At 69.1% G+C, this 25,996-nt stretch carries 25 protein-coding genes; 9 read left to right on the plus strand and 16 right to left on the minus strand.

Annotated features, from left to right (window positions below):
- The first annotated feature begins 5 nt into the window (after positions 1-5).
- The 3 genes from ACQGNW_RS17700 (at position 6) to lpxH (ending at position 3,250) form a co-directional block, all read left to right on the plus strand.
- Positions 6-1,523: a Ppx/GppA phosphatase family protein gene (locus ACQGNW_RS17700; RefSeq protein ID WP_426664699.1), complete on the plus strand. Its 1,518-nt coding sequence runs from the start codon at positions 6-8 to the stop codon at positions 1,521-1,523.
- A gap of 292 nt (positions 1,524-1,815) precedes the next feature.
- The gene (locus ACQGNW_RS17705) at positions 1,816-2,514 is read left to right on the plus strand and encodes a peptidylprolyl isomerase (protein WP_426664700.1); all 699 of its coding nucleotides are present in this window, start codon (positions 1,816-1,818) and stop codon (positions 2,512-2,514) included.
- A gap of 7 nt (positions 2,515-2,521) precedes the next feature.
- Positions 2,522-3,250, plus strand: coding sequence for a UDP-2,3-diacylglucosamine diphosphatase (lpxH, locus tag ACQGNW_RS17710; RefSeq protein ID WP_426664701.1), 729 nt, complete (start codon positions 2,522-2,524; stop codon positions 3,248-3,250).
- 74 nt (positions 3,251-3,324) lie between these two features.
- Here the strand turns inward: lpxH and ACQGNW_RS17715 are convergent, their stop codons facing one another.
- The 8 genes from ACQGNW_RS17715 to ACQGNW_RS17750 all read right to left on the minus strand — a co-directional run bounded on the left by ACQGNW_RS17715 (position 3,325) and on the right by ACQGNW_RS17750 (position 11,012).
- Positions 3,325-3,945, minus strand: a complete 621-nt coding sequence (locus tag ACQGNW_RS17715) for a sterol desaturase family protein (RefSeq protein WP_426664702.1) — start codon at positions 3,943-3,945, stop codon at positions 3,325-3,327.
- Positions 3,946-4,144: 199 nt separating this feature from the next.
- A complete protein-coding gene (locus ACQGNW_RS17720; RefSeq protein ID WP_426664703.1) occupies positions 4,145-5,032 on the minus strand; it encodes an acyltransferase in 888 nt (295 codons plus the stop codon).
- Positions 5,033-5,141: 109 nt separating this feature from the next.
- Complete coding sequence (locus ACQGNW_RS17725) at positions 5,142-6,383, minus strand: cysteine desulfurase (protein WP_426664704.1); 1,242 nt, start codon at positions 6,381-6,383, stop codon at positions 5,142-5,144.
- A 109-nt stretch (positions 6,384-6,492) separates the two neighbouring features.
- Positions 6,493-7,785, minus strand: coding sequence for a Fe-S cluster assembly protein SufD (sufD, locus tag ACQGNW_RS17730; RefSeq protein WP_426664705.1), 1,293 nt, complete (start codon positions 7,783-7,785; stop codon positions 6,493-6,495).
- Positions 7,782-8,549 (minus strand): Fe-S cluster assembly ATPase SufC, encoded by a 768-nt coding sequence (sufC, locus tag ACQGNW_RS17735; protein WP_426664706.1) that lies wholly within the window; start codon positions 8,547-8,549, stop codon positions 7,782-7,784. Before sufC ends, sufD begins: the two co-directional genes overlap by 4 nt.
- 17 nt (positions 8,550-8,566) lie before the next feature.
- Positions 8,567-9,070, minus strand: coding sequence for a GNAT family N-acetyltransferase (locus ACQGNW_RS17740; protein ID WP_426664707.1), 504 nt, complete (start codon positions 9,068-9,070; stop codon positions 8,567-8,569).
- Positions 9,067-10,539, minus strand: coding sequence for a Fe-S cluster assembly protein SufB (gene sufB / locus ACQGNW_RS17745; RefSeq protein WP_426664708.1), 1,473 nt, complete (start codon positions 10,537-10,539; stop codon positions 9,067-9,069). Before sufB ends, ACQGNW_RS17740 begins: the two co-directional genes overlap by 4 nt.
- On the minus strand, positions 10,536-11,012 hold the full coding sequence (locus ACQGNW_RS17750) for an SUF system Fe-S cluster assembly regulator (protein ID WP_426664709.1): 477 nt from the start codon (positions 11,010-11,012) through the stop codon (positions 10,536-10,538). Before ACQGNW_RS17750 ends, sufB begins: the two co-directional genes overlap by 4 nt.
- 232 nt (positions 11,013-11,244) lie before the next feature.
- Between ACQGNW_RS17750 and ACQGNW_RS17755 the strand changes: the two genes are divergently transcribed.
- The 5 genes from ACQGNW_RS17755 to ACQGNW_RS17775 all read left to right on the plus strand — a co-directional run bounded on the left by ACQGNW_RS17755 (position 11,245) and on the right by ACQGNW_RS17775 (position 15,691).
- Positions 11,245-11,583 (plus strand): P-II family nitrogen regulator, encoded by a 339-nt coding sequence (locus tag ACQGNW_RS17755; RefSeq protein WP_426664710.1) that lies wholly within the window; start codon positions 11,245-11,247, stop codon positions 11,581-11,583.
- A complete protein-coding gene (locus tag ACQGNW_RS17760) occupies positions 11,573-12,922 on the plus strand; it encodes an ammonium transporter (protein WP_426664792.1) in 1,350 nt (449 codons plus the stop codon). The genes ACQGNW_RS17755 and ACQGNW_RS17760 overlap by 11 nt, the downstream gene beginning before the upstream one ends.
- 78 nt (positions 12,923-13,000) lie before the next feature.
- Positions 13,001-13,807, plus strand: a complete 807-nt coding sequence (locus ACQGNW_RS17765) for a TorF family putative porin (protein ID WP_426664711.1) — start codon at positions 13,001-13,003, stop codon at positions 13,805-13,807.
- A gap of 136 nt (positions 13,808-13,943) precedes the next feature.
- On the plus strand, positions 13,944-14,990 hold the full coding sequence (locus ACQGNW_RS17770) for an aminoglycoside phosphotransferase family protein (RefSeq protein ID WP_426664712.1): 1,047 nt from the start codon (positions 13,944-13,946) through the stop codon (positions 14,988-14,990).
- Entirely contained in the window at positions 14,987-15,691 is a 705-nt protein-coding gene (locus ACQGNW_RS17775; protein ID WP_426664713.1) for a nucleotidyltransferase family protein, read from the plus strand. Before ACQGNW_RS17770 ends, ACQGNW_RS17775 begins: the two co-directional genes overlap by 4 nt.
- Before the next feature lie 71 nt (positions 15,692-15,762).
- Here ACQGNW_RS17775 and secF read toward each other — a convergent pair whose 3' ends face one another.
- The 5 genes from secF to queA form a co-directional block, all read right to left on the minus strand.
- On the minus strand, positions 15,763-16,719 hold the full coding sequence (gene secF, locus ACQGNW_RS17780; RefSeq protein ID WP_426664714.1) for a protein translocase subunit SecF: 957 nt from the start codon (positions 16,717-16,719) through the stop codon (positions 15,763-15,765).
- A 77-nt stretch (positions 16,720-16,796) separates the two neighbouring features.
- Positions 16,797-18,680 carry a protein translocase subunit SecD gene (secD, locus tag ACQGNW_RS17785; protein ID WP_426664715.1) on the minus strand — a complete coding sequence of 628 codons (1,884 nt, stop codon included), beginning with the start codon at positions 18,678-18,680 and terminating at the stop codon, positions 16,797-16,799.
- Between the two features lie 157 nt (positions 18,681-18,837).
- Positions 18,838-19,164, minus strand: a complete 327-nt coding sequence (gene yajC, locus ACQGNW_RS17790) for a preprotein translocase subunit YajC (protein WP_426664716.1) — start codon at positions 19,162-19,164, stop codon at positions 18,838-18,840.
- Between the two features lie 148 nt (positions 19,165-19,312).
- Entirely contained in the window at positions 19,313-20,443 is a 1,131-nt protein-coding gene (gene tgt, locus ACQGNW_RS17795; protein ID WP_426664717.1) for a tRNA guanosine(34) transglycosylase Tgt, read from the minus strand.
- A gap of 832 nt (positions 20,444-21,275) precedes the next feature.
- Positions 21,276-22,307: a tRNA preQ1(34) S-adenosylmethionine ribosyltransferase-isomerase QueA gene (gene queA / locus ACQGNW_RS17800; RefSeq protein WP_426664718.1), complete on the minus strand. Its 1,032-nt coding sequence runs from the start codon at positions 22,305-22,307 to the stop codon at positions 21,276-21,278.
- 111 nt (positions 22,308-22,418) lie between these two features.
- On the opposite strand from queA, the gene ACQGNW_RS17805 reads away from it, so the two are divergent.
- Positions 22,419-22,967: a PH domain-containing protein gene (locus ACQGNW_RS17805; protein ID WP_426664719.1), complete on the plus strand. Its 549-nt coding sequence runs from the start codon at positions 22,419-22,421 to the stop codon at positions 22,965-22,967.
- A gap of 3 nt (positions 22,968-22,970) precedes the next feature.
- On the opposite strand, the gene ACQGNW_RS17810 is transcribed toward ACQGNW_RS17805, so the two are convergent.
- The 3 genes from ACQGNW_RS17810 to ACQGNW_RS17820 are packed head-to-tail and all read right to left on the minus strand — an operon-like array spanning position 22,971 to position 25,977.
- Positions 22,971-23,573 carry a response regulator transcription factor gene (locus tag ACQGNW_RS17810; protein WP_426664720.1) on the minus strand — a complete coding sequence of 201 codons (603 nt, stop codon included), beginning with the start codon at positions 23,571-23,573 and terminating at the stop codon, positions 22,971-22,973.
- Entirely contained in the window at positions 23,570-24,748 is a 1,179-nt protein-coding gene (locus tag ACQGNW_RS17815) for a sensor histidine kinase (RefSeq protein WP_426664721.1), read from the minus strand. Before ACQGNW_RS17815 ends, ACQGNW_RS17810 begins: the two co-directional genes overlap by 4 nt.
- A complete protein-coding gene (locus ACQGNW_RS17820) occupies positions 24,745-25,977 on the minus strand; it encodes a sensor histidine kinase (protein ID WP_426664722.1) in 1,233 nt (410 codons plus the stop codon). The genes ACQGNW_RS17815 and ACQGNW_RS17820 overlap by 4 nt, the downstream gene beginning before the upstream one ends.
- Positions 25,978-25,996 lie beyond the last annotated feature (19 nt).

Consider the following 25,996-nt stretch of genomic DNA (forward strand, 5'->3'; position numbering starts at 1 on the left):
CACGCTTGAGCCAGGCCGACCAGACCCCGATCCGCGATGGCGAGCTGCTGGCCGCGGTGGACATGGGCTCGAACAGTTTCCACCTGATCGTGGCGCGCATGGAGCACGGCGAGCCGCGGGTGATCGACCGCCTGCGCGACAGCGTGCGCATGGCCGCGGGGCTGCGCAGCGACGGCTCGCTGGACGCCGACCGCCGCGCCCGCGCGCTGGATTGCCTCGCCCGCTTCGGCCAGCGCATCGCTGGCCTGCCCTCGCAGCGGGTGCGCGCGGTGGCCACCAACACGGTGCGCCGGCTGGCGGCGCCGCAGGCCTTTCTCGCCGCCGCCGAGGCCACGCTGGGCCATCCCATCGAGGTGGTCTCCGGCCGCGAGGAGGGCCGCCTGATCTTCCTCGGCGCCGCGCACGACCTGCCCACCTCGCGCGAACCGCGGCTGGTGATGGACGTGGGCGGCGGCAGCACCGAGTTCGTGATCGGTCGCGGCCTCGCGCCGCTGCACACCGAGAGCGTGCAGGCCGGCTGCATCGCCTCCACGCTGCGCTTCTTCCCCGGCGGCAAGCTCAACCGCAAGCGCTGGCAGCGCGCGCGCGGCGAGATCGGCGTGCTGCTGCAGCAGTTTGCCGAGGATTACCGCGAGTCGGGCTGGCAGGAGGCCTATGGCTCGTCCGGCAGCGCCAAGGCGATCGGCGCGGTGGTGCAGGCGATGAAGCTCAGCGACGACGGCATCACGCCCGCCGCGCTGGCCGGGCTGCGTGACGCGATCCTCGCGCAAGGCACCGTCACCGCGCTGAAATTGCCCGGCCTGACGGAAGAGCGCGCGCCGGTCCTCGCCGGGGCGGTGGTGATCTTCGAGGCCGCGTTCGAGGCGCTGGGCATCGCGCGCATGCGCGTGTGCGAGAGTTCGATGCGCGAAGGCCTGCTGTGGGACCTGCTCGGCCGTGCCGCCGGCAGCGACCCGCGCACGGGCAGCATCGACGCGCTGGCCAGCCGCTACGGCGTGGATCGCGCGCAGGCGCGGCGCGTGGAATCCACCGCGCTGCAGCTGTTCGACCAGGTCGCCAAGGCCTGGAAGCTGGACGGCGAGGCACGCGAATGGCTGTCCTGGGCCGCACGCGTGCACGAGATCGGTCTCGCCATCGCGCACAGCCAGCACCACCACCACGGCGCCTACATCCTGCGCCACGCCGACCTTGCCGGCTTCTCGCGACAGGAGCAGCAGCTGCTCGCCGCCGTGGTCGAGCTGCACCGGCGCAAGCCGGACAAGGCGGTGATCGCCGCGCTGCCGCAGCGCTACCGCCAGCTGGCCCGCTACAGCACGGCGCTGCTGCGCCTCGCGGTGCTGTTCCGCCGCGGCCGGCGCGCCGAATCGCTGCCGCCGCTGAAGCTCGCGGCCACGCGCCAGCGGCTGCGACTGAGCCTGCCGGCCGCGTGGCTGGAGCAGCACCCGCTCAGCGAGGCCGACCTGCAGCAGGAGGAGGCGCCGATGGCCGAACTGGGCCTGGAGCTGGAACTGTCCGCGGCTTGATTTTTGCGATTCGCACGGAATCGCCGTGGCGTGCAGGCGGCGGCGAGTTTCCAGCTCCCGCTCCGCCCTCGCGCCACCAGCGGCCATCCATGGCCGCACGCTGGTACTGGTGCGATTCGTCCGGAATCGCCGTGGCGTGCAGGCGGCGGCGAGTTTCCAGCTCCCGCTTCGCCCTCGCGCCACCAGCGGCCATCCATGGCCGCACTCCTCAAGAACACTCCCTGAACTCCGAGAGGCACACGTACCGGCGTGGCCGCGTATCATGCGCGGACAGTCCGAAGCACCCATCGCCATGCCCAAGCTCAAGTACGCCCTGCTGTTCCTGTCCGCCGCCCTGCTCGCGCCCGTGCTGCAGGCGCAAGAGGCCAAGCCCGTCGCCACAGCCGATCCCGAGGTGGTGCTGCACACCTCGCAGGGCGACATCACGCTGGAGCTGTACCCGGACAAGGCGCCGAAGAGCGTGGCGAACTTCCTGCAGTACGTGCGCGACGGCTTCTACGCCGGCACGGTGTTCCATCGCGCGATCCCCGGCTACCTGCTGCAGGGTGGCCTGTACACCCGCGAGCTGCAGCCGCGGCGCACCCGCCCGGCGATTCCCAGCGAAGCGGACAACGGGCTTTCCAACCTGCGCGGCACCGTGGCGGTGGCGCGCGGCGCCGATCCGAATTCCGGTACCTCGCAGTTCTTCATCAACCTGGTCGACAACCGCCGGCTGGACTTCGTGGGCAACCAGAGCGGCCTCACCTGGGGCTACGCGGTGTTCGGCAAGGTCATCAAGGGCATGGACGTGGTGGACAAGATCGCCGCCCTGCCCACGCGCGGCATCGGCCCGTTCGCCGCCGACGTGCCCAACCCGCTGGTGGTGATCGAGAGCGCCCAGGTCGTCGGCGAGGCCGCACCCGCCGCGGCCAGCACCCCGGCCCCGGCCGTACCCGCCACCACGGCCAAACCGGCAAAACGCGGCGCGCGCAAGCCCGCGCACGGCGGCTAAGCGACCGATGGGCACGCTGTTCATCGCCGACCTGCACCTGGACGACAGCCGGCCGCAAATCACCGCGCTGTTCGAGCGCTACCTTGCCGGCGACGAGGTGCGCCGTGCCGACGCGCTGTACATCCTCGGCGACCTGGTCGAGGCATGGATCGGCGACGACGACGACGCGGAACTGCCGCAGCGCATCGCCGCCGCCACCCGCGCGGTACGCGAGGCCGGCGTGCCGGTGTACTTCATGGTCGGCAACCGCGACTTCCTTCTCGGCAAGGATTACGCCCGCCGCGCCGGTTTCGAGCTGCTGGACGACGGCAGCGTGCACGACCTGTACGGCCGCCCCACCCTGCTGATGCACGGCGACGTACTGTGCACCGACGACACGGCCTACCAGGCGGTGCGCAAGCAGGTGCGCATGCCGGAATGGAAGGCGCAAATCCTCGCCATGCCGCTGGAAGCGCGCCGCGCCTTCGCAGCGAAATCGCGCGCCGAAAGCCGCGCCCACACCGGCAGCACGATGGAAGCGATCATGGACGTCAACGCCGACGCCGTGGCGGAGGCCATGCGCCGGGCCGGCACGACGCGGCTGATCCACGGCCACACCCACCGTCCCGCCATCCACCGCTTCGAGCTCGACGGCGCGCCCGCCGAACGCATCGTGCTGGGCGACTGGTACGACCAGGGCTCGGTGCTGCACGTGGACGCCGACTGCGTGGAACTGCGCGGCCTGCCGCTGGGCTGATGGCCGCGCTCATCTGAAAGTGCGGCCATGGATGGCCGCCCGTTTGATCTTCGCGATCAGGGATGATCGCAAAGTTACCGCGCCCGCACCTTGCTCTTGGACACGTACCAGGTGCCCAGCAGGAAATCCCACAGCGGCGACGTGACGCCGTAGTTCTTGTCGGGGTGGTAGTGGTGCACGTGGTGCACCGCCGCCCACTTGCGCGCGAGCGGGTGATTGAAACGGCGGCGGTGGATGATCAGGTGGCTGAAGCCGTACAGCGCGTAGCCCAGCGCGATCGCGCCGGAGAGCAGCAGCGCCACCGCAGCCGGCAGCACCAGCGTCAGCACCGCCGCGAGCAGCAGCACCACCGCCGGCGGGAAGAAGAACGGCAGCGAGTCGTAGCCCAGCGGCTTCTCGTGGTGCAGGGTGTGGCCCTGCTCGAACAGCGGCACCGGCCCGTGGAACAGCCAGCGATGGAAGGCGTATTCGATGAAGCTGAAGATGAACAGGCCCAGCAGCAGCACCAGCGCGGACTGCAGCGGGCCGCTGTGGTCGATCCAGAACGCCGCGCCGAGCAGGGCGAAACTGACCACGAAATCGGCGGCCTGGCCGACCAGGTAATTCGCCCGGGTGGACGACATCCGCGCGATGGCCTGCAGCACACCCGAACCGCGGGCCTCGCCGGGCCCCGTCGACAGGCGCTTCTCACCCATGGGCGAACCTCGCGCACATCCGGGTTGTCTGGCCTCGATCCAGCGTCATCCTCCACCCCTTCGACCGGTTCCGCGGCAGTTCCATGGCTGCCCTCACGACAGCATCGCCACCCTCGAAGCTTACCGCGCCTGCCCGACGACGGGCGTGGCGCCGGTTCGCCGCCTCACGCGGTATTCATGTCGCGCACTACCGGCGCGATTATTCCAGCAGTTGCCCGATCCGCGCATCCTGCTCGCGCCACAGGGCGTTGACCCAGGCCTGGAAGCGCTGGCGGAACGCCTCGTCGCGTTCGTAGTCGCCGCGCAGGCCGGGCCCGATCGGCCGCTGGCGCAGGCTCACCCGCACCTCGCGCAGGCGCCCGCCGATCAGGTCGGACAGGCTGCACGGGCCGCCGGGGTAGACGATGGCGACCTCGAGGATCGCCTGCAGGCCGTCACCCATCGCGTCCAGCACGAAGGCCACGCCGCCGGCCCGCGGCCGCAGCAGGTGCCGGTACGGGGAACGCTGCGCGTCGTGCTTGGCCGGCGTGAAACGGGTGCCCTCGACGAAGTTCATCACCGACACCGGCAACTGGCGGAACTTCGCGCAGGCGCGGCGCGTGGCCGCCATGTCGCGACCGGCCAGCCCTGGATGCCTCGCCAGGGTTTCCCGCGAATAGCGTTTCATGAAGGGGAAATCCAGCGCCCACCATGCCGGCCCCAGCAGCGGCACCCAGATCAGCTGGCTCTTGAGGAAGAAGCGCAGGAACGGGATGCGCCGGTTCAGCACCTTCTGCAGCACCGGGATGTCCACCCAGCTCTGGTGGTTGGCCAGCACCAGGTAGTTGGCGTCGCGGCGCAGGCCCTCCAGTCCGTCCACCTGCCAGCGGATGCGCGTGAACAGGTCGAACAGCGCGTTGTTCACGCCGATCCAGCTCTCCGCGATCGCCACCAGCCCGCGCGAGCAGGCGCGACGGAATCCGGCCAGCGGCAGCAACAGCTTGGCCAGGGTCAGCGCGAACAGCGGCAACACGTGCAGCAACACATTGAGCAGGAGCAGCAGCACGACCAGCGGCACGCGGATCAGGCCGGGCAGGAAGGCGAACATCGGAACCCCTGTGGCAGACGAGGCCCAAGCATACTTGCCCGGACCGCCGCGGCGGACGGAGCCTGTCGCACATCCCCGCGCGGCTCGCGCGGGGCCGTCGGACAGGCTCTCAGCGCAACAGCGCGCGCACCTTGTCGAGCGCGGCGGCGAAGGCGTCGACTTCCTCGTGCGTGTTGTAGAACGCCAGCGAGGCGCGCAGCGTGGCCGGCACGCCGTAGAACTGCATCAGCGGATGCGCGCAATGGTGGCCGGAGCGCACCGCCACGCCCTCGAGGTCGAGCAGGGTGGCGAGGTCGGTGGCTTGCGCCCCCTCGACCAGGAACGAGATCACCGGCTCCTTCTCCGCCGCCTCGCCCACGATGCGCAGGCCCGGGACTTCGCGCAGGCGTGCGGTGGCGTGGTCGAGCAAGGCGCGCTCGTGGGCGCGGATCGCCTCGAAGCCAAGGGATTCGACATAGGCGATCGCGGCGCCGATGCCGGCGAAGCCGGCGATGTTCGGCGTGCCCGCCTCGAAGCGGTGCGGCGGCTCGGCGAACGTGGTGCCGGAGAACCGCACCTCGCGGATCATCTCGCCGCCGCCGAAGAACGGTGGCATCGCCTCCAGGTGTTCCTTCTTCGCCCACAGCGCGCCGGTACCGGTGGGCGCCAGCATCTTGTGGCCGGTGAGCGCGTAGAAGTCGCAACCCAGCGCCTGCACGTCCACCGGGCGATGCGGCGCCGCCTGCGAGCCGTCCACGAACAGCGGGATGCCGCGCCGGCGGCATTCCTTCGCCAGTTCGTGCACCGGGTTCACCGTGCCCAGCACGTTGGAGACGTGCGTCACGCAGGCCAGCTTCACCTCGGGCGTGAGCATCTCGACGAACCGTTCCACGATCAGCTCGCCGCTCGCGTCGATCGGCGCCGCCTTCACCGTGGCGCCCGCGCGGGCGGCCACGATCTGCCACGGCACGATGTTGGCGTGGTGCTCCATCGTGGTGGTGAGGATCGCATCGCCGGGCCTGAGCCGCGGCAGCACGAAACTGTAGGCCACCAGGTTGGCCGACTGCGTGGTGCCCGAGGTGAGCACCAGCTCGTTGCGCGAATGCGCGTTGATGAAGCGCGCCAGCGCGTCGCGCGCGCCCTCGTAGGCCGCGGTGGCCTCCTCGCCGAGCAGGTGCACGGCGCGCGACACGTTGGCGTTGTGCTCGCGGTAGTGGCGGTCCACCGCCTCGATCACCTGGTGCGGCTTCTGGCTGGTGTTCGCGTTGTCGAAGTACACCAGCGGCTTGCCGTGCACCGTGCGCGCGAGCAGCGGAAAGTCCGCGCGGACGCGCCGGACGTCGAAGGCTGGCGTGCTGGCTTGTGCATTCATCTCGACGGTTCCCGTTTCATGGACTGCGCGGCGCCGCAGGAGCGCACCCTGTGCGCGGCGGCCCGGCGCCTGATCAAAGGCAAAGGCGTTCGCGCCCCGGGGCGCGCTCCTACACCACCAATTGCGCGGCGAGGTGTTCGCGCAGCGCCGCGTTCGGCAGGTCGTCCAGCACCGCACGGCAGAACGCGGCGGTGAGCAGCGCGCGCGCCTCGTCCTGCGGGATGCCGCGCGAGCGCAGGTAGAACAGCGAGCGCTCGTCGAGCTGGCCCACCGTGGCGCCGTGCGCAGCCTTCACCTCGTCGGCGTAGATCTCCAGCTCCGGCTTGGTGTCGATCTCCGCCTGGCCGGACAGCAGCAGGTTCTTGTTGCTGAGGCTGGCGTCGCTGCCGTCGGCGCCGGGCGCCACCAGGATCGCGCCGCGGAACACGCCGCGTGCGCGCTGGTCGGCCACGCCGCGCCAGACCGAATCCGAGGCCGTATTCAATGCCTGGTGGCGGATCGCCAGCTGGGTGTCGATGTGCTGGCGCCCGTGCGGCATGAACACGCCGCGCGTATCCAGCCGCGCGCCGTCGCCCGCCAGCTCGGCGCGAAGCTCGTGGCGCGCCAGCGCACCGCCCAGCTCCAGCACGTGCAGCGTGGCCTGCGACCGCGCACCGAGATGCAAGCGGCTGCGCCGTATCAGGCTGCTGCCGATGCCGGCGTTTTGCAGCAGCACGTGCCGCAGCACCGCAGCTTCGCCCAGGCGGATGTCGCCCACCGAGGTGCCGAGGTGCGACTGCTCGCCACCGGCGGCGTGGTGTTCCACCAGCGCCAGCTCGGCGCCTTCGCCCAGCTCGATCACGTGGCGCAGGTGCCAGGCGAGATCGGCATCCGCCGGCGCGCCGAGGAATACCAGGTGCACGGGTGTGGCGACCTTCGTGCCGGCCGCCACTTTCAACGCCACGCCGTCGGCGGCCAGCGCGGCATTGAGCCGCACGAAGGCATCGCCACGCTCCGGTTCGTGGCGCGACAGCACGAAACGCAGCGGCTCGGCGTCTTGCCGCAAGGCCTGCGACAGCGGCTGCAGCGCGAGCCCTGCCGGCAGCTCGTCCAGCGCGGAGAGATCGGCGCGGAACACGCCGTTGACGAACACCAGCCGCGGCCCGTCAACGCCCGGCAGGGCAAACGCGGAAGGGTCGACCGCCCGCGTCGCCGCCAGGGCATCGCCGGCGTCATAGCGGCGCTGGCCCAGTGCACGCAGCGCGGTGTACTTCCACGCCTCCATGCGCGTATCGGGCAAACCGGCGGCAGCGAAGGCATCGAGGTGTTCGCGGCGCAGCGCATCCAGCCACGCGATGCCGCTGGCCGGGAGCCGCGCCTCCAGCAGCGACGCGACGAAAGGCACGGGAGCCGGCTGGTTCATGCCGACGCCCCGGCCGGCTCGCCGTGTGCGCGCACCCAGGCGTAGCCGTGTTCTTCCAGCTTCAGCGCCAGCGCCTTGTCGCCGCTCTCGACGATGCGGCCGCCGGCCAGCACGTGCACGAAGTCGGGCTCGATGTAGTCGAGCAGGCGCTGGTAGTGCGTGATGACGAGGAACGAGCGTTCCGGCGAGCGCAGCGCGTTGACACCCTGCGCCACCTGTTTCAGCGCGTCGATGTCCAGGCCGGAGTCGGTCTCGTCGAGGATCGCGAGCTTCGGTTCCAGCAGCGCCATCTGGAAGATCTCGTTGCGCTTCTTCTCGCCGCCCGAGAAACCCTCGTTCACCGCGCGGTGCAACAGCTCGTCGGAGATCCGCATCACCTTGAGCTTCTCGCGCACCAGCTTGAGGAACTGCATGGAATCCAGTTCCTGCTCGCCGCGCGCCTTGCGCTGGGCGTTGAGCGCGGCGCGCAGGAAATAGGTGTTGTTGACGCCGGGAATCTCCACCGGGTACTGGAACGCGAGGAACACCCCGGCAGCGGCGCGCGCTTCCGGTTCCAGCGCCAGCAGGTCGATGCCGTTGTAGGTCACCGAGCCGGTGGTGACCTCGTAGCCGTCGCGGCCGGAGAGCACGTTGCCCAGCGTGGACTTGCCCGCGCCGTTCGGCCCCATGATGGCGTGCACCTCGCCGGGGTTCACCGTCAGCGTGAGGCCCTTGAGGATTTCCTTGCCCTCGACACGGGCGTGCAGGTTTTCGATCTTCAGCATGATGTGATTCCGTTTCGTTACGCGGCGACCGCCGCCAGCGCCTCGAGTGCCTCGCCCTCGACACGGCAACCGATCCATTCCGGGGTGAGCTTCGCGCCGAGCGCCTTGTAGAAATCGATGGACGGCTGGTTCCAGTCCAGCACCGACCACTGGAACCGCGCGAGCCCTTCGGCCGCGCAGCGCTTCGCCAGGGCGACGATCAGTGCCTTGCCGATACCCTGGCCGCGATGGGCCGGACGTACGAACAAGTCTTCCAGGTAGAGTCCGTGGCGGCCGCGGAAGGTGGAGTAGTTGTAGAACCACAGCGCGAAGCCGGCCGGCTCGCCATTCCACTCCGCGATCTCGGCGAATACGCGCGGGCGTTCGCCGAACAGGTCGCGCGCGACGTCCTGTACGGTGGCATCGACCTCGTGGCGCAGCTTCTCGTAGTCGGCAAGTTCGCTGATCAGCGCGTGGATCAGCGCTGCGTCGTCGGGCCGCGCCGCACGGATCAGTAGTGATTTGCAGTGGCCGTCCATCATCCGACGGCCCCTTCCAGCGACACTTCCAGCAGCTTCTTCGCCTCCACCGCGAATTCCATCGGCAGTTCGCGGAACACCTGCTTGCAGAAGCCGTCGACGATCATCGACACCGCGTCTTCCTCGCCGATGCCGCGCGAGCGGCAGTAGAACATCTGGTCGTCGGAGATCTTCGAGGTGGTGGCCTCGTGCTCGACGATGGCGGTGGGGTTCTTCACTTCCATGTACGGGAAGGTGTGCGCGCCGCACTGCTTGCCGATCAGCAGCGAGTCGCACTGGGTGTAGTTGCGCGCGCGCTCCGCGCCCTTCTCCACCTTCACCAGACCACGGTAGCTGTTGTTGCTGCGCCCCGCGCTGATGCCCTTGGAGACGATCTTCGACTTGGTGTCCTTGCCGATGTGGATCATCTTGGTGCCGGTGTCGGCCTGCTGGAAATGGTGAGTGAGCGCCACCGAGTGGAACTCGCCCACCGAGCGGTCGCCGCGCAGCACCACGCTGGGGTATTTCCAGGTGATCGCCGAACCGGTTTCCACCTGGGTCCAGGTGATCTTCGAGTCGTCGCCGCGGCAGTCGCCGCGCTTGGTGACGAGGTTGTAGATGCCGCCCACGCCGTTCTCGTCGCCGGGATACCAGTTCTGCACGGTGGAGTACTTGATCTGCGCGCGCTCCAGCGCCACCAGTTCCACCACGGCGGCGTGCAGCTGGTTCTCGTCGCGCTTCGGGGCCGTGCAGCCTTCGAGGTAGGACACGTGGGCGCCTTCCTCGGCCACGATGAGCGTGCGCTCGAACTGGCCGGTGTTCTGCGCGTTGATGCGGAAGTAGGTGCTGAGCTCCATCGGGCAGCGCACGCCCCTGGGGATGAACACGAAGCTGCCGTCGGAGAACACCGCGGAGTTCAGCGCGGCGAAGAAGTTGTCGCCCGGCGGCACCACGCTGCCCAGGTATTCCTGCACCAGCTCGGGGTACTCGCGGATCGCCTCGCTCATCGAGCAGAACAGCACGCCCGCGTCGGCCAGCTGCTTGCGGAAGGTGGTGCCCACCGAGACCGAGTCGAACACCGCATCGACCGCCACGCCGGCCAGCGCGGCACGCTCGTGCAGCGGCACGCCGAGTTTCTCGTAGGTTTCCAGCAGCGCCGGATCGACTTCGTCCAGCGACTTCGGCTTGGCCTTGGGAGCGGCGTAATAGCTGATCGCCTGGTAGTCGATCGCGTCCATCTTCAGCTTGGCCCAGTCCGGCTGCGGCATGGTCAGCCAGTGGCGGAACGCCTTGAGCCGCCACTCGGTCATCCACTCCGGTTCGCGCTTGATCGCGGAGAGCTGGCGGATCGTTTCCTCGTCCAGGCCCGGCGGCAGGCCGGTCATCTCGATCTCGGTGACGAAGCCGGCGCTGTAGCGCCGGCCCAGCGCCTCGGCGACTTCGGCGTTGTCGCGCAGCGCGGTGGCGGTGGTCTCGATGGATTCGCTGCTCATGCCGTGGTTCTGCCTTTCAGGGTGCCGGCTTTCAGGGTGCTGATGTCGATCGCCACGTCGGTACGGCGCGGCGGTGGCCGCAGCATGTCGGCCAGGCTCACCGCGCGCAGCGCACGGTCGAGCACGCTGTTGATGCGCTGCCAGCTGCCGCGCACGCCGCATTGCGCCTCGCGCTCGCACTGGCCCTCGGAGACGCCGCATTCGGTCATGCCGATCGGCCCCTCCATCGCCTCGACGATCTCGGCCAGCGTGATCGCCTGCGCAGGACGCGCCAGCCGGTAGCCGCCGTTGACGCCGCGGAAGGATTCCACCAGCCCGGCATGGCCCAGCGACTTCAGCAGCTTGCTGACCGTGGGCAACTCCAGACGGGTCTCGTCGGCGATCTGCGCCGTGCTCAGCACGTCGTCCGGATGGGCAGCGATGCAGGTCATCACCACCGTGGCGTAATCCGTGAGTCGACTGACGCGGAGCATGAGGGAGGGCGCGAGGGAGAGCGGTCTTAATCCAGACCAAAATGGTACTGATTAGATGGAGCGCGGTCAAATCGCCGTCTTGCACCATTACCGGGCAAAGCTTGCACCATAACCGTTGCAGACGACATCGCCGGCGCGGCATTTGGCCATCCAAACGGCCACACGGCGCGCTTTCCCCGGCTGGCACGCATTCTGCTGTGCTGCAACACGGACCATCCGTGGGGGAAGACGAATGCAGTGGATCACCGCCATCATCAAGCCGTTCAAGCTGGACGAGGTGCGCGAGGCGCTGGCCGAGGCCGGCGTGCAGGGCATGACGGTCACCGAGGTCAAGGGCTTCGGCCGCCAGCACGGCCACACCGAGCTGTACCGGGGCGCCGAGTACGTGGTCGATTTCCTGCCCAAGCTCAAGATCGAGATCGCGGTGAGCGACGAGCAGCTGGAACGCGCGATCGAGGCGATCGCCGGCACCGCGCGCACCGGCAAGGTGGGTGACGGCAAGATCTTCGTCAGCCCGCTGGAACAGGTGATCCGCATCCGCACGCAGGAGGTCGATGCCGATGCGCTGTGAGAGCACGCGATCCGGAAAGAGGCTTCTTCGCCGGTGCGCGGCGCTGCTCGCCGCGGCCCTGTTCGCCGTGCCGGCGTTCGCGCAGGGCGCCACGCGCATCGACAGCGGCGACACCGCCTGGATGCTCACCGCCTCCATGCTGGTGCTGATGATGACGATACCCGGCGCCGCGCTGTTCTACGGCGGCATGGTGCGCGCGAAGAATCTGCTCTCGGTGATGATGCAGTGCTTCGCGATCGCCGCACTGGTGACGGTGCTGTGGATCGTCTACGGCTACTCGCTGGCTTTCAGCACCGAAGGCATGCACGCCGGCATCGCCAACTGGCACTCCTTCATCGGGGGGCTGGACCGCGCGATGCTGGCCGGGCTCACGCCCGATACGCGCTACCAGACCGTGCCGGAAAGCGTGTACGTGATGTTCCAGCTGACCTTCGCCATCATCACGCCGGTGCTGATCGTGGGCGCCTACGCCGAGCGCATGCGCTTCGCGGCCATGCTGTGGTTCAGCGCCCTGTGGTTCACGCTCGTCTACCTGCCGGTCGCGCACATGGTGTGGAGCGGTCCGGGCTCGTTGCTCGGCGACCTGGGCGTGCTCGACTTCGCCGGCGGCACGGTGGTGCACATCAACGCCGGCATCGCGGGCCTGGTCGCCTGCCTGGCGGTCGGCAAGCGCCGCGGCTGGCCGCACACCCACATGCCGCCGCACAACCTCGGCTACACGGTGATCGGCGCCAGCCTGTTGTGGCTGGGCTGGTTCGGCTTCAATGCCGGTTCGGCGGTGGCCGCCAACGGCAGCGCGGGCATGGCCATGCTGGTGACCCAGATCGCCGCCGCAGCCGCCGCGATCGGCTGGACCGCGGTGGAATGGGCGGTGCACAAGCGCGCCAGCGTGCTCGGCATCGCCTCCGGCGCGGTGGCCGGGCTGGTCGCGGTGACGCCGGCGGCAGGCACCTGCGGCCCCGGCGGCGCACTGCTGCTCGGCATCGTCACCGGCGTGGTGTGCTTCTTCACCGCCACCCGGCTCAAGTTCCGGCTGGGCTACGACGACACGCTGGATGTGTTCGGCGTGCACGCGGTCGCCGGCATCGTGGGAGCCCTGCTCACCGGCCCGCTGGCCGCCGCCGTCTTCGGCGGCTACGGCCATGTCGCCTCCGCGTGGGGCCAGCTGTGGATCCAGGCGAAAGGCGTGGCCTTCACCATCGTCTGGAGCGCGCTGCTGAGCGCGGCGATCCTGAAGCTGCTCGACCGCACGCTGGGACTGCGCGTGGACGCGGAGCAGGAGCAGATGGGCCTGGACCTCGCCGAACACGAGGAACGCGCCTACGACCTGCAACGGTGATTCCGATCACCCGCATGCGCACGACGAATCGCGGCGGGTTCGCCGCCACCGGCCAGACACGACTCGGGAAAACGCACGATGCCACGACTTGCCGTCCTCCCCATTGCCGTCGCCCTGTTCGCCGCGGCGACAGCCCATGCCGATGACGCGCCGGCCGTCACCGGCAACGCGGCCATCGCATCGGACTACGTGTTCCGCGGCCTGAGCCAGACCTGGGGCAAGCCGGCGATCCAGGGTGGCGGCGATTACGCCGCCGCCAACGGCTTCGCCGCCGGGTCCTGGGCGTCCCGCATCAGCCGGCGCAGCTTTCCCGGCGCCGCAATGGAACTGGATCTTTACGCGAGCTACGGCCGCTCTTTCGGCCGGGACTGGACGTGGCGCGCCGGCCTGTACGGCTACCTCTACCCCGGCGGCAACCTCGATCGCGCCAGCCCGCGGCTGCCGGCGCGGTCGTTCGACACGCTCGAAGCCAACTTCGCGCTGGGCTGGAAGTGGCTTACGCTCAAGTACAACGACGCGCTGACCGACTATTTCGGCGCGGACACCGAGGAAGGCTATCGCGGCAGCACGCGCGGCACCCGTTACCTGCAACTCGACGCCGTGCTGCCCCTGCCCGGTGCGTGGAGCCTCGCCCTGCACGCCGGCCGGACCCACTACGCCAGCGTCCTGCGCACGCCGCTGCCGGACGGTGCGCGCAACCCGGACTACAGCGACTTCGGCGTCACGCTGAAATACCAGCTCACGGCGCACTGGGCATTGAGCGGCAGCATGACCCGCGCCAGCAACGCCGCCTTCTACCGCCACGCCGTCAGCCTGCTGAACCCGGACGACACCGGCGACATCGGCGGCACGCGCGGTTTCGTGATGCTGCAAGGCACGTTCTGAGCGAGGCTGCCGGCGGTTCGCCCTGCGCGCTGTCTTGCCGGCTTCGATGAAGGGCCCGCCATCGGTCCGGGGCCGGGCCGGGCAATTCGGTCGCGGGCCATTTAAGCTGTCCGTGCCCCGCCTTGCCGATCGCCCCATGGACAACCGCAACGACCGCACCGCTGCCCGCCTCGCCTGGGCGCGCGCCGCCCTCGGCGACAGCCATCTGACCCTGGCTCCCGCCTCCGCCGATGCCAGCTTCCGCAGCTACTGGCGCACCACGCATGCGGGGCAAGGCTGGATCGTGATGGACTCGCCGCCGGAGCGCGAAGACCCGCGGCCCTGGCTGGCGATCGGCAAGCGGCTCGCCCAGGCCGGCCTGCACGTGCCGAAGGTGGCGGCGCAGGATCTGCAACAGGGTTTCCTGCTGATCGAGGACCTGGGTTCGCGGCTGTACCTGGCCGAATTGAACGACGCGAACGCCGATCGGCTATACGGCGACGCGATGGATGCGCTGCTGGCGATGCAGACGAAGGTGGCCGCCGACGACCTGCCGCCGTTCGACCACCAGGTGCTGGTGAACGGGTTGGAGGTGATGCCCAGGTGGTTCCTCGAACGCCATCTCGGCCACACGCCGGGCTGCGCGGAATGGGACGTGCTGGAGGCGGCGTTCGACGTCATCATCCGCAATGCGCTGGTACAGCCGCGCTGCTTCGTGCATCGCGACTACCACAGCCGCAACCTGCTGGTGGTCGATGAAAACAACCCCGGCATCGTTGATTTCCAGGGCGCGCTGCACGGCCCGCTCACCTACGACCTTGCCTCGCTGCTGCGCGACGCCTATGTCGCGTGGCCGCGCGAACGCGTGGAAGCGTGGGTGGAATCCTACCGGCGGCGCCTGCGCCAGGCCCGCGCGATCGGCAACGACGTCGACGCGGCGCGTTTCCTGCGCTGGTTCGACCTCACCGGCCTGCATCGCCATGTGCGCGTGCTGGGGCAGTTCTACCGGTTGTGGTACCGCGACGGCAAACCAGGCTATCTCGCCGATGTGCCGCAGGTGTACCGCTACGTGATCGAGGTGGCGCGCAGCTACCCCGAACTGGCCGGCTTCGCGGCGCTGCTGGAGCGCCATGCGCAAGGGCGCGACCTCACCCGGCCCAACCCCGATCCTCCCCTGCAGACCGCAGAGGGGACCAGGCCATGAGGCACGCGCTGATCTTCGCCGCGGGTCTGGGCGAGCGCATGCGCCCGTTGACCGAACGCACTCCGAAGCCGCTGCTCGAAGCGGGTGGCAAGCCGCTGATCGTGTGGCATCTGGAGAAGCTCGCCGCGATCGGCGTGAACTACGTGGCGATCAACACCTCGCACCTCGCCGGACAGTTTCCCGAAGCCCTCGGCGACGGCTCGCGCTGGGGGCTGCGCATCCGCTACCTGTACGAAGGCGCCGTTCCGCTGGAGACCGGCGGCGGCCTGCTCAACGCGCTGCCGCTGCTGGGGCCGGAACCGGTGCTGGCGATCAGCGGCGACGTGTGGTGCGACGCCGATTTCGCCGCCCTGCCCGCCGAGCCGCGGGGCCTCGGGCACCTGCTGATGGTGGCCAATCCAGCGCACCACCCCGGCGGCGATTTCCGGCTGGATGCGCAGGGCTGGCTGCACGCCGACGGCGCGCCGCGACTCACCTACAGCGGCATCGGCGTGTTCCGCCGCGAACTGCTGGATGGTTGGCGTGCCGCGGTAGGCGACGCGCCGGGCGCGGCGGAGCAGCCGCCACGCTTCAAGCTGCGGCCCCTGCTGGAAACCGCGATGGCACGCAACGCACTGACCGGCTCGCTGCATCGCGGCCGCTGGACCGACGTGGGCACGCCGGGGCGTCTGGCCGAACTGGACGCCACGCACGCGGACTGAAGCGTGGAAACGCAAACGGCCCGGAAAACCCGGGCCGTTTGCGTTGGCAGCGGAACACACCCTCGCCAGCCTCACGGCCGGCGGGCGAGCTCCGGGTTCTCGCGGGTCACCGGCATCAGGTCCTTCTTCGACACGCCCAGCCACAGCAGGATCGGGCTGGCCACGAAGATCGACGACAGCGTGCCCACCACGATGCCGATCAGCATGGTGATCGCGAAGTTGTGCACCGCCGGGCCGCCGTAGAAGAACAGCGCGGCCATGGTGATGCCGGTGAACAGCGAGGTGATGATGGTTCGCGACAGCGTGCTGTTGATCGAGCGGTTGAGGATCTCCTCGGGCTCCGCCTTGCGCGCGAGGCGGAACAGCTCGCGGATGCGGTCGAACACCACCACCTTGTCGTTGATCGAGTAGCCGATCACCGCCAGCACCGAGGCCAGCACGGTCATGTCGAACTCGCGCTGCACCAGCGCCAGCACGCCGAGCGTCACCAGGGTGTCGTGGATCTCGGTGAGTACCGCCGCGATCGCGAAGCGGCGCTCGAAGCGGATCCACAGGTAGGCCATGATGCCGAGGATCACGAACACCGCGGCCACCATGCCGTCGCTCTTCAGCTCGGCGCCCACCTCGGCGCTGACCGAGGAGCGGCTCTTCAGCGACGCATCGGAACGCGCGGCCTTCAGCGCCTGCATCACCGTGCCGGCCACCTTGTCCAGGTTCACCTGGCCCTTTGCGTCCAGCATGTCCTTGGTGGGCTGCAGGCGAATCGACACCTCGCGGGAGCCGCCCACGCTCTGCACCACGGTGTTCTCGAGGCCGCCCTTTTCCAGCGCGGCGCGCACGTCGCCGGTCTGCACCGGCTGGGTGTAATCCACCACCAGCGAGACGCCGCCGGTGAAATCCAGGCCGTAGTTCAGCCCCTTGGTGGCGAGCAGCGCCACCGAGGCGATCACCAGCATGATCGCCACCGCGATGCTGAAGACGCGGATGCGCAGGAAGTGGACGTTGCTGTTGTGGTTGAAGATTTCCATGTTTTGGCTTCTCTATGCGGAAGTCCGTTTCCGGGGTAGATGCAGCCATCCATGGCCGCGCTTCTCGATAAAGCCTCTTACACCGACAAGGTCTTGAGCTTGCGGCGGCCGTGGATCAGCGCGGTGAACGCGTGCGTCATCACCACCGAGGTGAACATCGAGGTCAGGATGCCGATGCCGAGCGTGACGCCGAAGCCGCGGATCGCGCCGGTGCCCATCGTCATCAGCGCCAGCGCCGCGATCAGGTGGGTGACGTTGGCGTCAAGGATCGTGGCCCAGGCCTTGTCGTAGCCGGCGTGGATCGCCGCATGCGGCGTCGAGCCGTTGCGCAGTTCCTCGCGCACGCGCTCGCAGATCAGCACGTTTGCGTCGATCGCCATGCCCAGCGTCAGCACGATGCCCGCGATGCCCGGCATGGTGAGCGTGACGTGGATCATCGACATCACCGCCACCAGGATCAGCAGGTTGAAGAACAGCGCGATGTCGGCCACCAGGCCGAACAGCTTGTAGTAGACCGCCGCGCATGCCAGCACCAGCAGCAGGCCGAGCATCACCGCGTCGAAGCCCTTCTTGATGTTCTCCTGGCCGAGGCTGGGGCCGATCACGTTTTCCTCGACGATGTCCATCGGCGCGGCCAGCGAGCCGCTCTTCAGCAGCAGCGCGAGGTCAGAGGCCTCCTTCGGGCTGCCGAGGCCGTTGGTGGAGAATTCCTTGCCGAACGGGCTCTGGATGGTGGCGTCGTTGATGACCGCATACGTGGTCTTGGGCGTGCGCACTTCCTTGCCGTTGACCGTCGAGGTCTCGTACACGGTGTTGATCAGCACCACTGCCATCGGCTTGCCGACGTTGGCGTTGGTGAACTCCTGCATCTTCTTCGCGCCGGAGGCGTTCAGCGTCACATTCACCGAAGGCGTGCCGTTGTTCGGGTCGATGCCCGAGCTGGCGTTGATCAGCTCGTCGCCGGTGACGATCGGGCGCTTGCCGACCAGCACGGGAACGTGGCCGTTGCTGGTGTAGTAGAGGTTGGCCTCCGGCGGAATGCTGCCGGTGCGCGCCGCTTCCTGGGCGCGCGGGTCGCCGGGGTAGCCGATGCCTGGGCGGTATTCCAGCGTGGCGGTGGCGCCGATCAGCTTCTTCGCCTCGGTGGGATCCTGCACGCCGGCCAGCTCGACCACGATGTGCTCCTCGCCCTGCTGCTGGATCAGCGGTTCGGACACGCCGAGGTTGTTGATGCGGTTGCGCAGCGTGCCGAGGTTCTGCCTGATCGTGCCCAGCGAGAGGTCACGCAGCTTGGCCGGCTTGATCGCCGCGTACAGCACGTAGCGGTCGCCGGTGCTGGGGCCGTCGGTCACCACCAGGTCGGGCGAGTTGCCGGCGATCAGGTCGGCAGCCTTGCTGCGGTCGTCCGCCGAACGCAGCACCACCACGATGCCCTGCCCGGCCACCGTGCTGCGCGTCACCGACTCGTAGCGGATGTCCTTCTGGCGCAGCTGGCCGCGGATGTCGTCGGCGTAGCTGTTCTCCAGCTTGTCGACCACGCCGCTCTGGTCCACCTGCATCAGGAAGTGCACGCCGCCCTGCAGGTCCAGGCCCAGCGGCATGGAGTTCGCGCCGATCATGGTGAGCCAGTGCGGCACGGTGGACTGCAGCTTGAAGGCCACGGTGTAGCCGTCGCCGAGCAGGCCCTTGATCGTGTCCGCCCCGTTCTTCTGCACGTCGGCGTTGGCGAACGTGGCGAGCAGGTGGTCGCCCTGCACTTCCACGTCCTTCGTCGCCACGTGGGCCTTGGACAGCGCATCGGCCACCTTCTGGCGCAGCGCGTCGTCGATCGGCGCGGAGCCCTTGTTCGCGGTGACCTGCACCGCGGGCAGCGGCACGAACGCGTTCGGCAGCGCGTAGAGGATGCCGAACAGCATCGCCAGCGCGACCAGCGCGTACTTCCAGCGTGGGAAATCGCTCATCTGTGATCCTTTGCGACCGTCCGTGATCGCCAACGTCGGCCAGCCGCCATCCGTGGCCGTAGTTTGTTTTTGCGATCATCCGTGATCGCGAACGTCAAGAGGCGGCCATCCGTGGCCGCACTTCCAAATTGGGAATGCCTCGTCGCGACCGTCGCGCTCAGGAGGATTTCAGCGAGCCCTTGGGCAGCACCTGCGACACCGCGCCCTTCTGCAGCTTCACCTTCACGTTCGGCGCGATCTCGATCGTGATGAAGGTCTCGCCCACCTCCTCCACGCGACCGGCAAGACCGCCGTTGCTCACCACCTCGTCGCCCTTGGCAAGGGCGGAGACCATCGCGCGATGTTCCTTCTGCCGCTTCATCTGCGGACGGATCATCATGAAGTACATCAGGCCGAACAGCACCACCATCATGATGATCAGGGAAAGGCCGCCACCCTGCGGCGCAGCGGCCTGGGCCAGCGTGATAGACATCGGAAGGCTCATCGGTTCGTCTCGCAAGTTGTGGCGCCGGCAGGGATTTCCGCCGAACGCCCGATAAAAGACCATGGATTATGCCATGCGTTCCCGGTCGCCGCACGGCGCCAGCCGGCCGCCGGACGCGGCCGCGACGGTCGTCACGCTCCGCGGGGCCTCAGGCCGCGGCGCCCGCGCCCTGCCGACGCGCGTGGAACTCCGCCGCGAAATCCTCAAGGCGGCCCGCGGCGATCGCCTCGCGCAGGCCCTCCATCAGGCGCTGGTAATGCCGCAGGTTGTGCATGGTGGCCAGCTGGCTGCCGAGGATCTCGTTGCAGCGGTCGAGGTGGCGCAGGTAGGCGCGGCTGAAGCCGTTGGCGCAGGCATGGCAGTCGCAGCCCTCCTCGATCACCCGGGTGTCGTCGGCGAACTTCGCGTTACGAATGCGCAGCGTACCTTCGGCGGTGAACAGGAAGCCGTTGCGCGCGTTGCGGGTGGGCATCACGCAGTCGAACATGTCGATGCCGCGGCACACCGCCGCCACGATGTCCTCGGGCCGGCCCACGCCCATCAGGTAGCGCGGCTTGTCCTGCGGCAGCAGCGACACGGTGAAATCCAGCGTGTGGTTGCGCGCCTCCTCCGGCTCGCCCACGGCCAGGCCGCCCACCGCGTAGCCGTCGAAGCCGATGTCCACCAGCCGTTCGGCCGAGCGCCGGCGCAGCGGCTCGTACACGCTGCCCTGCACGATGCCGAACAGGCTGTTGGGGTTCTTCAGGTCGTCGAATGCCTGGCGCGAACGCTCGGCCCAGCGCAGGCTGAGCTCCATCGAATCGGCGGCGACCTTCTCGGTGGCCGGGTACGGCGTGCACTCGTCGAAGATCATCGCGATGTCCGAATCCAGCGCACGCTGGATCTGCATCGACACCTCCGGCGACAGGAACACCCTGGAGCCGTCCACCGGCGAGGCGAAAGTCACGCCCTCCTCGGTGAGCTTGCGCCGGTGCGCCAGCGAGAACACCTGGAAGCCACCCGAGTCGGTGAGGATGGGCTTGTCCCAGCCGATGAAGCGGTGCAGGCCGCCGAACTTCTCCACGACCTCCAGGCCGGGCCGCAGGTAGAGATGGAAGGTGTTGCCCAGGATGATCTCGGCACCGGTCTCGCGCACGTCGCGCGGCGTCATCGCCTTCACCGAACCATAGGTGCCCACGGGCATGAAGGCCGGCGTTTCCACCGTGCCACGGGGAAAGGCGAGGCGGCCGCGGCGGGCGGCGCCGTCGGTGGCCGATACGTTGAATTGGAGGGAGGTCATCTTGGGATTATCGCAGACGGCCTGCGTTGTCTCGCTTTTCCGCTGGGGGCTTGTGCTGGCGCTACCGCGAGAGACGAGGCGGTTTCGGGCGCCTGGCGTTGGGGATGGGGCTGGCCCGGGCGCCCGGCGCGGGGGACAGGGCGGTTTCGGGCGCCTGACGCAAGCGACAAAGCGGTTTCGGACGCCTGCCGGCGCCCGAGTCCCTTCTCTTTGCTGGCCCACGCCGCTGCAGGAGCGGCGGTGAACGGCGAAGCCAGCCCAAAGGGCGGAGGGCAGGATGCCCGGAGTCAAGAGAAGGAACCAAGAGAAATGGCCTGGTTCAATCCGCCGGAACTACACGCCCGGCGTGTCGAGGGCTTTGGAGCCACTCCCGCCTATGCGATAGACGGAGCGGCCACACCGCGACGTATCTGGGAACTGAGGGGAGCAAAGCCTTGCTGTCGCTTCGCTCCGGCTGTTGCTGTTGCTGTTGCTTCTGCTTCTGCGCGCTGGGAGCGCGCTGCTTCTCCGGGGCACCTGGGCGGCGGTGAGGCGGGGACGAGCAGGCCGCGCAGCGGGCGAGCCCACGGATGGGCTCCCCTTTTCGCGCGGGCAGGAGCCCGCTCGAAAAGCCCGGCACCGCCTCACGCACTCGCAGGGCAGGAGGCCCGGAGAGCGCCAATCGGGGTGCCCTTTCTCTTTGGTTCCTTTCTCTTTGGGCAAGCAAAGAGAAAGGAACTCGACCACCGGCAGGTGGACGAAACCGCTCTGTCCCCTGCGGCAGCCGCACGAAACCGCCTTGTCGCTCGCGCGAGGGCAACAACCCGCTCCCACCAACAGGAGGAAGCAAAACTCAGACCCCGCCCGGCAGGATCAACATCGCATCCCCATACGAGAAGAAGCGGTAACGCTGCTCCACCGCATGCCGATAGGCATCCAGCATGAACTCGCGTCCGGCCAGCGCCGACACCAGCATCAGCAGGGTCGATTGCGGCAGGTGGAAATTGGTGATCAGGCCGTCGATGCTGGTGATCCTGTAGCCCGGGAAGATGAAGATCTGCGTCTCGCCCGCGAACGGATGCAACTCGCCGTCCACGGTGGCGCTCTCCAGCGCCCGCACCACGGTGGTGCCCACCGCGATCACGCGGCCGCCGGCGGCGCGCGTGCGACGGATCTGCTCGACCAGGCCCGCGCCCACGTTGAGCCACTCGCGGTGCATGTGGTGTTCGCTGATGTCCTCCACCCGCACCGGCTGGAAGGTGCCGGCCCCCACGTGCAGGGTGACGTAGCCGAAGTCCACGCCCCGCCCACGCAGTTCGGCCAGCAGCGCCTCGTCGAAGTGCAGGCCGGCGGTGGGCGCGGCCACCGCGCCGGGCGCGCGCGCGTAGACGGTCTGGTAGCGCTCCAGGTCGGAGGCATCGGCATGGCGCTCGATGTACGGCGGCAGCGGCATCTCGCCCAGCCTGAGCAGCAACTTCTCCAGCGGCTCGGGCGCCTCGAAGCGCAGGCGGAAAAAACTCTCGTCGCGCCCCAGCACCACCGCGCGGCTGCCGTCGGCCAGCTCGATCCACGTACCCTCCTTCGGCTTCTTGCTCACGCCGAGCTGCACGGTGGCCTCGTGTGCACCGGTGACGCGCTCGATCAGGATCTCCACCGCGCCGCCGCTCTCCTTGCGCCCGTACAGGCGCGCCGGCAGCACGCGGGTGTCGTTGAACACCAGCAGGTCGCCGGGGCGCAGGAACCCCGGCAGTTCGCGGAACATCCGGTCCTCGCGGCTGCCGGCGGCCACATCCAGCAGCAGCAGGCGGCTGGCCGAACGCTCGGGCAGCGGCGTCTGGGCGATCAGTTCATGCGGCAGGTCGAAATGGAAATCGGACTTTTTCAAGGACAGGCTCGGTGGCGGGACGAAGGCGAAGGCAGCGGCGCATTATCGCGCAAGCCCGGACCCGCCAACGCCCGCCTTGTCGACACCGCGGACAGCGGACAGAATCCCGGCATGAACTCGCACCACCCCGCCGCGCCCTGGAGCGGCTTTCTCAAGGGCATCTCGATCGTCGTCACGCTGCTCCTGCCGGGCATCGGTTGGCTGCTCGCATCCAGCGCGCCGTTGCACCCGGCGCCACTGCTGCGTGCGGCGCTGATCGCCCTGCCGCTGCTGATCCTGCTGTCCGCCGCGCCGTTCGTGGTGCGCGGCTACGAGCTGCGCGGCGGCACACTTCAGGTGCGCCGACTGCTCTGGACGACCCGGGTGGTGCTGGGCGAGCTGCGCGAGGCCACGGTCGACCCGCAGGCCGTCACCGGCTCGATCCGCCTGTTCGGCAACGGCGGCCTGTTCTCCTTCAGCGGCTGGTTCCGCAACGCGAAGCTGGGACGCTACCGTGCCTTCGTCACCGACTGGCAGCGCAGCGTGGTGTTGCGCGGGAGCGCGTGCACCGTGGTGCTGTCGCCGGCCGACCCGGCGGCCTTCGTGCGCAGCCTGCAAGCCGTTGCCGCACCGGCTCCCCGCACCCGGCCCCCGCTGCCGCGCTGGCGGCGGAGTCGCTGACGTTCAGAGCCAACCCTTCTGTCGCGCCAGGCGATAGGCCTCGATGCGGTTCGCCACGCCGAGCTTGCCGATCGCCTCGGACAGATAGTTGCGTACGGTGCCGTGCGAGAGGCTGAGCTGGATGGCGATGTCGCCGGCGGAATGCCCCTCGCCGGCCAGGCGCAGCACCTGGCGCTCGCGGTCGTTCAACGGATCCGCCTCCGACCACGCTTCCAGCGCCAGCTGCGGATCGATCGCGCGCCCGCCGCGATGCACCGTGCGCAGCGCTTCGGCGAGATTCTCGGCGGGCGCATCCTTGAGCAGGTAGCCGGATACCGCCGCGTCCAGCGCGCGGCGCAGGAAGCCCGGCCGCGCGAAGGTGGTGACGATGATCACCTTGATCGGCAGCTCGTGCCGCTGGATGCGCTGCGCCAGCTCCAGCCCGGTGAGGCCGGGCATCTCGATGTCGGTCACCAGCACGTCGGGTTTGAGCCGCTGCACCTCGCGCCACGCCGCCTCGCCGTCGCAGGCCGAACCCAGCACCTCGATGTCCGGTTCGAGGTTCAGCAGCGCGGACAGCGCGCCACGCACCATCGCCTGGTCTTCGGCCAGCAGCACACGGATCATGCGGCACCCCGCGCGCGGTCCAGCGCTGCGGCAACCGGCGCCGGCGCGGTCGCCGTGCGCGCTGCGGCGGCCAGCGGCACCTTCACCTCCACGCAGGTACCGCGTCCCGCCGGCGAATCTATCGCCAGCGTGCCGCCCAATCCGCGCACGCGCTCGCGCATCCCGCTAACGCCGTTGCCATGCGCGGCAAGACCGCCGCGGCCGTTGTCGCTGATCCTCATCTCGAACCCTTCTGCGGTGACGGCGAGCCGCACGCTAGCCGCCGTGGCGCGCGCATGGCGGTGGATGTTGGTGACTGCCTCGCGCAAGACCAGGGCCAGCGGCGCCTCGATCTCCGGCGGCAGCGCCGGCGCCTCCGGCGACTCGGCCACGAACACGATGCCGGACGCTTCCAGCATCAGCCGCGCGGAAACCAGCTCCGCACCGAGGTCGCTGCGGCGCATGCCGCTCACCGCGGCGCGCACCTCGGCCAGCGCGTGGCGCGAGACGCGTTCCACTTCCTCCATTTCGCGCTGCGCGCGCGGCGGATCGGCGAGCGCCAGCCTGCGCGCGAGTTCGGACTTCAGCGTCACCAGCGACAGCGTGTGGCCGAGCAGGTCGTGCAGGTCACGGCCGATGCGTTCGCGTTCGGCGAGGGCGGCGAGCCTCCGCACTTCCTCCTGCGACAGCCGCAACACGACATCCTTGCGCAGGCTGGCCATGCGCAGGTGCTGGCCGAATCCCGACAGCAGCGTGATCGCCAGCAGCAGCAACGTCAGCCACCCCGACACGTCCAGCCACAGCGCCACCATCACGGCCGGAGCGGCCGCCAGCGCCACGAAGGCGAGCCAGCGCCGCCACGACGGCTGGTAGGCAAAGCATACGCAGCCGGAGATCGCGTAGCCCAGCGCCACACCGTTGTACGGGCACACGGCGAACCCGAGTGCGACCATGCCGGCGCAATACCACGGCAGGCGCCGCATCGCGTCGGCATGCACCTGCCAGTGCAGGTACAGGTATACCGGAAGCGACAGCAGGGTCGGCCACAGCCAGCGCCATTCGAAGCCACGCGCCGACAAGGGAATCGCGAACAGACCGAGCATCCACAACCGGCTTGCGGTGAGCTGCCAGCGCAGATGACGCGAACCCAGCTGGCCGAGCAGCGAATCGGCACGAGGGGCGAGGCGATGGATCATGTCGCATGCCTTTCGGCCGGCCGCCAGCCGTCATCCCGCCCGCGCTCCACATCGTTGGCCGACACCGTGGCAGGCTCCTCCAGGGTGGACGGCGCCGGCAGGGGGGCCTCGATGCGCAGCTGCGTACCCTGCCCTTGCGGCGATTCGATGGCCAGCGTGCCGCCCAGCGCACGCACCCGTTCGCGCATGCCGTTCAGGCCGTTGCCGTGCTCGGCGATGCCGCCGCGGCCGTCGTCCTCGATGCGCAGGTGTGCGACCCCGCCAACCACTTCGAGCGCCACGCGCGCGTGCGTGGCGCGGGCATGCCGGGCGATGTTGGTGGCCGCCTCGCGCAACACCAGCGCCAGACCGCGCTCGACCTCCACCGGCAGCGCCCCGGGCAACCGGCCGTAGTCCAGATGCACCATCGAGGATTCCAGCAGCAGCCGCGCGGAAGCCAGCTCCGCGGCGAGATCGGTGGCGCGGATGCCGGTCACCGCGCTGCGCACCTCGGCCAGCGCATGTCGCGCCACCCGCTCGGCCTCCTCCAGTTCGCGGCGTGCCGCATCGTGGTCGCGGTCGAACAGCTTGCGCGACAGCTCCAGCTTCAGCGTGATCAGCGACAGGGTGTGGCCGAGCAGGTCGTGCAGGTCGCGGCCGATGCGCTCGCGTTCCGCGGTGGCCGCCAGCCGCCGCACCTCGTCCTGCGAAAGCTTGAGCGCGGCATCCTTCTCCTGTCCCAGGTGCTCGACGTAGGTGATCATGCCGATGATCAACGTCATGAACGGCACCGACACCAGCATCTGCCAGGGGTAGCCGGCGTTCCAGCCCACCAGTGCGAATACGCCATTGGCCGCCAGCAACCGCAGCAGGAACAGCACGAAACGGCGATGGCTGGAGAAGCTGACGCTCACGCACCCGTAGATGAAATAGCTGACCCCGCTCGGGTACCACGGCAGCAGCGCGATACCCAGGGTGGTCAGAGCCAGCGCGTAGCGGAAGGCGTGGCGCCGCGAGGCCAGGAACATCTTGGCGAACAGCAGCACGAACAACGGGTAGCTCAGCAGCGTGAGCAACCACCAGCGCAGGTCGTAGCTGCCGCCGAACAGCGGGGTGGCGAACACCCACACCGACCACAGCAGGTGCACCGCCTCGGCCCACGGCGACTTGCCGCGCCGGATCAGGGCGGCAACGCTGGAATCCGGCGCCGGCTGCAGCCAGGCCGGCCATCGCAAGCGCCGGGAACTCATGGGCTGAGGGCTCATCGCG

This window comes from Rhodanobacter aciditrophus (assembly GCF_050026795.1).
Taxonomy (GTDB): domain Bacteria; phylum Pseudomonadota; class Gammaproteobacteria; order Xanthomonadales; family Rhodanobacteraceae; genus Rhodanobacter_A.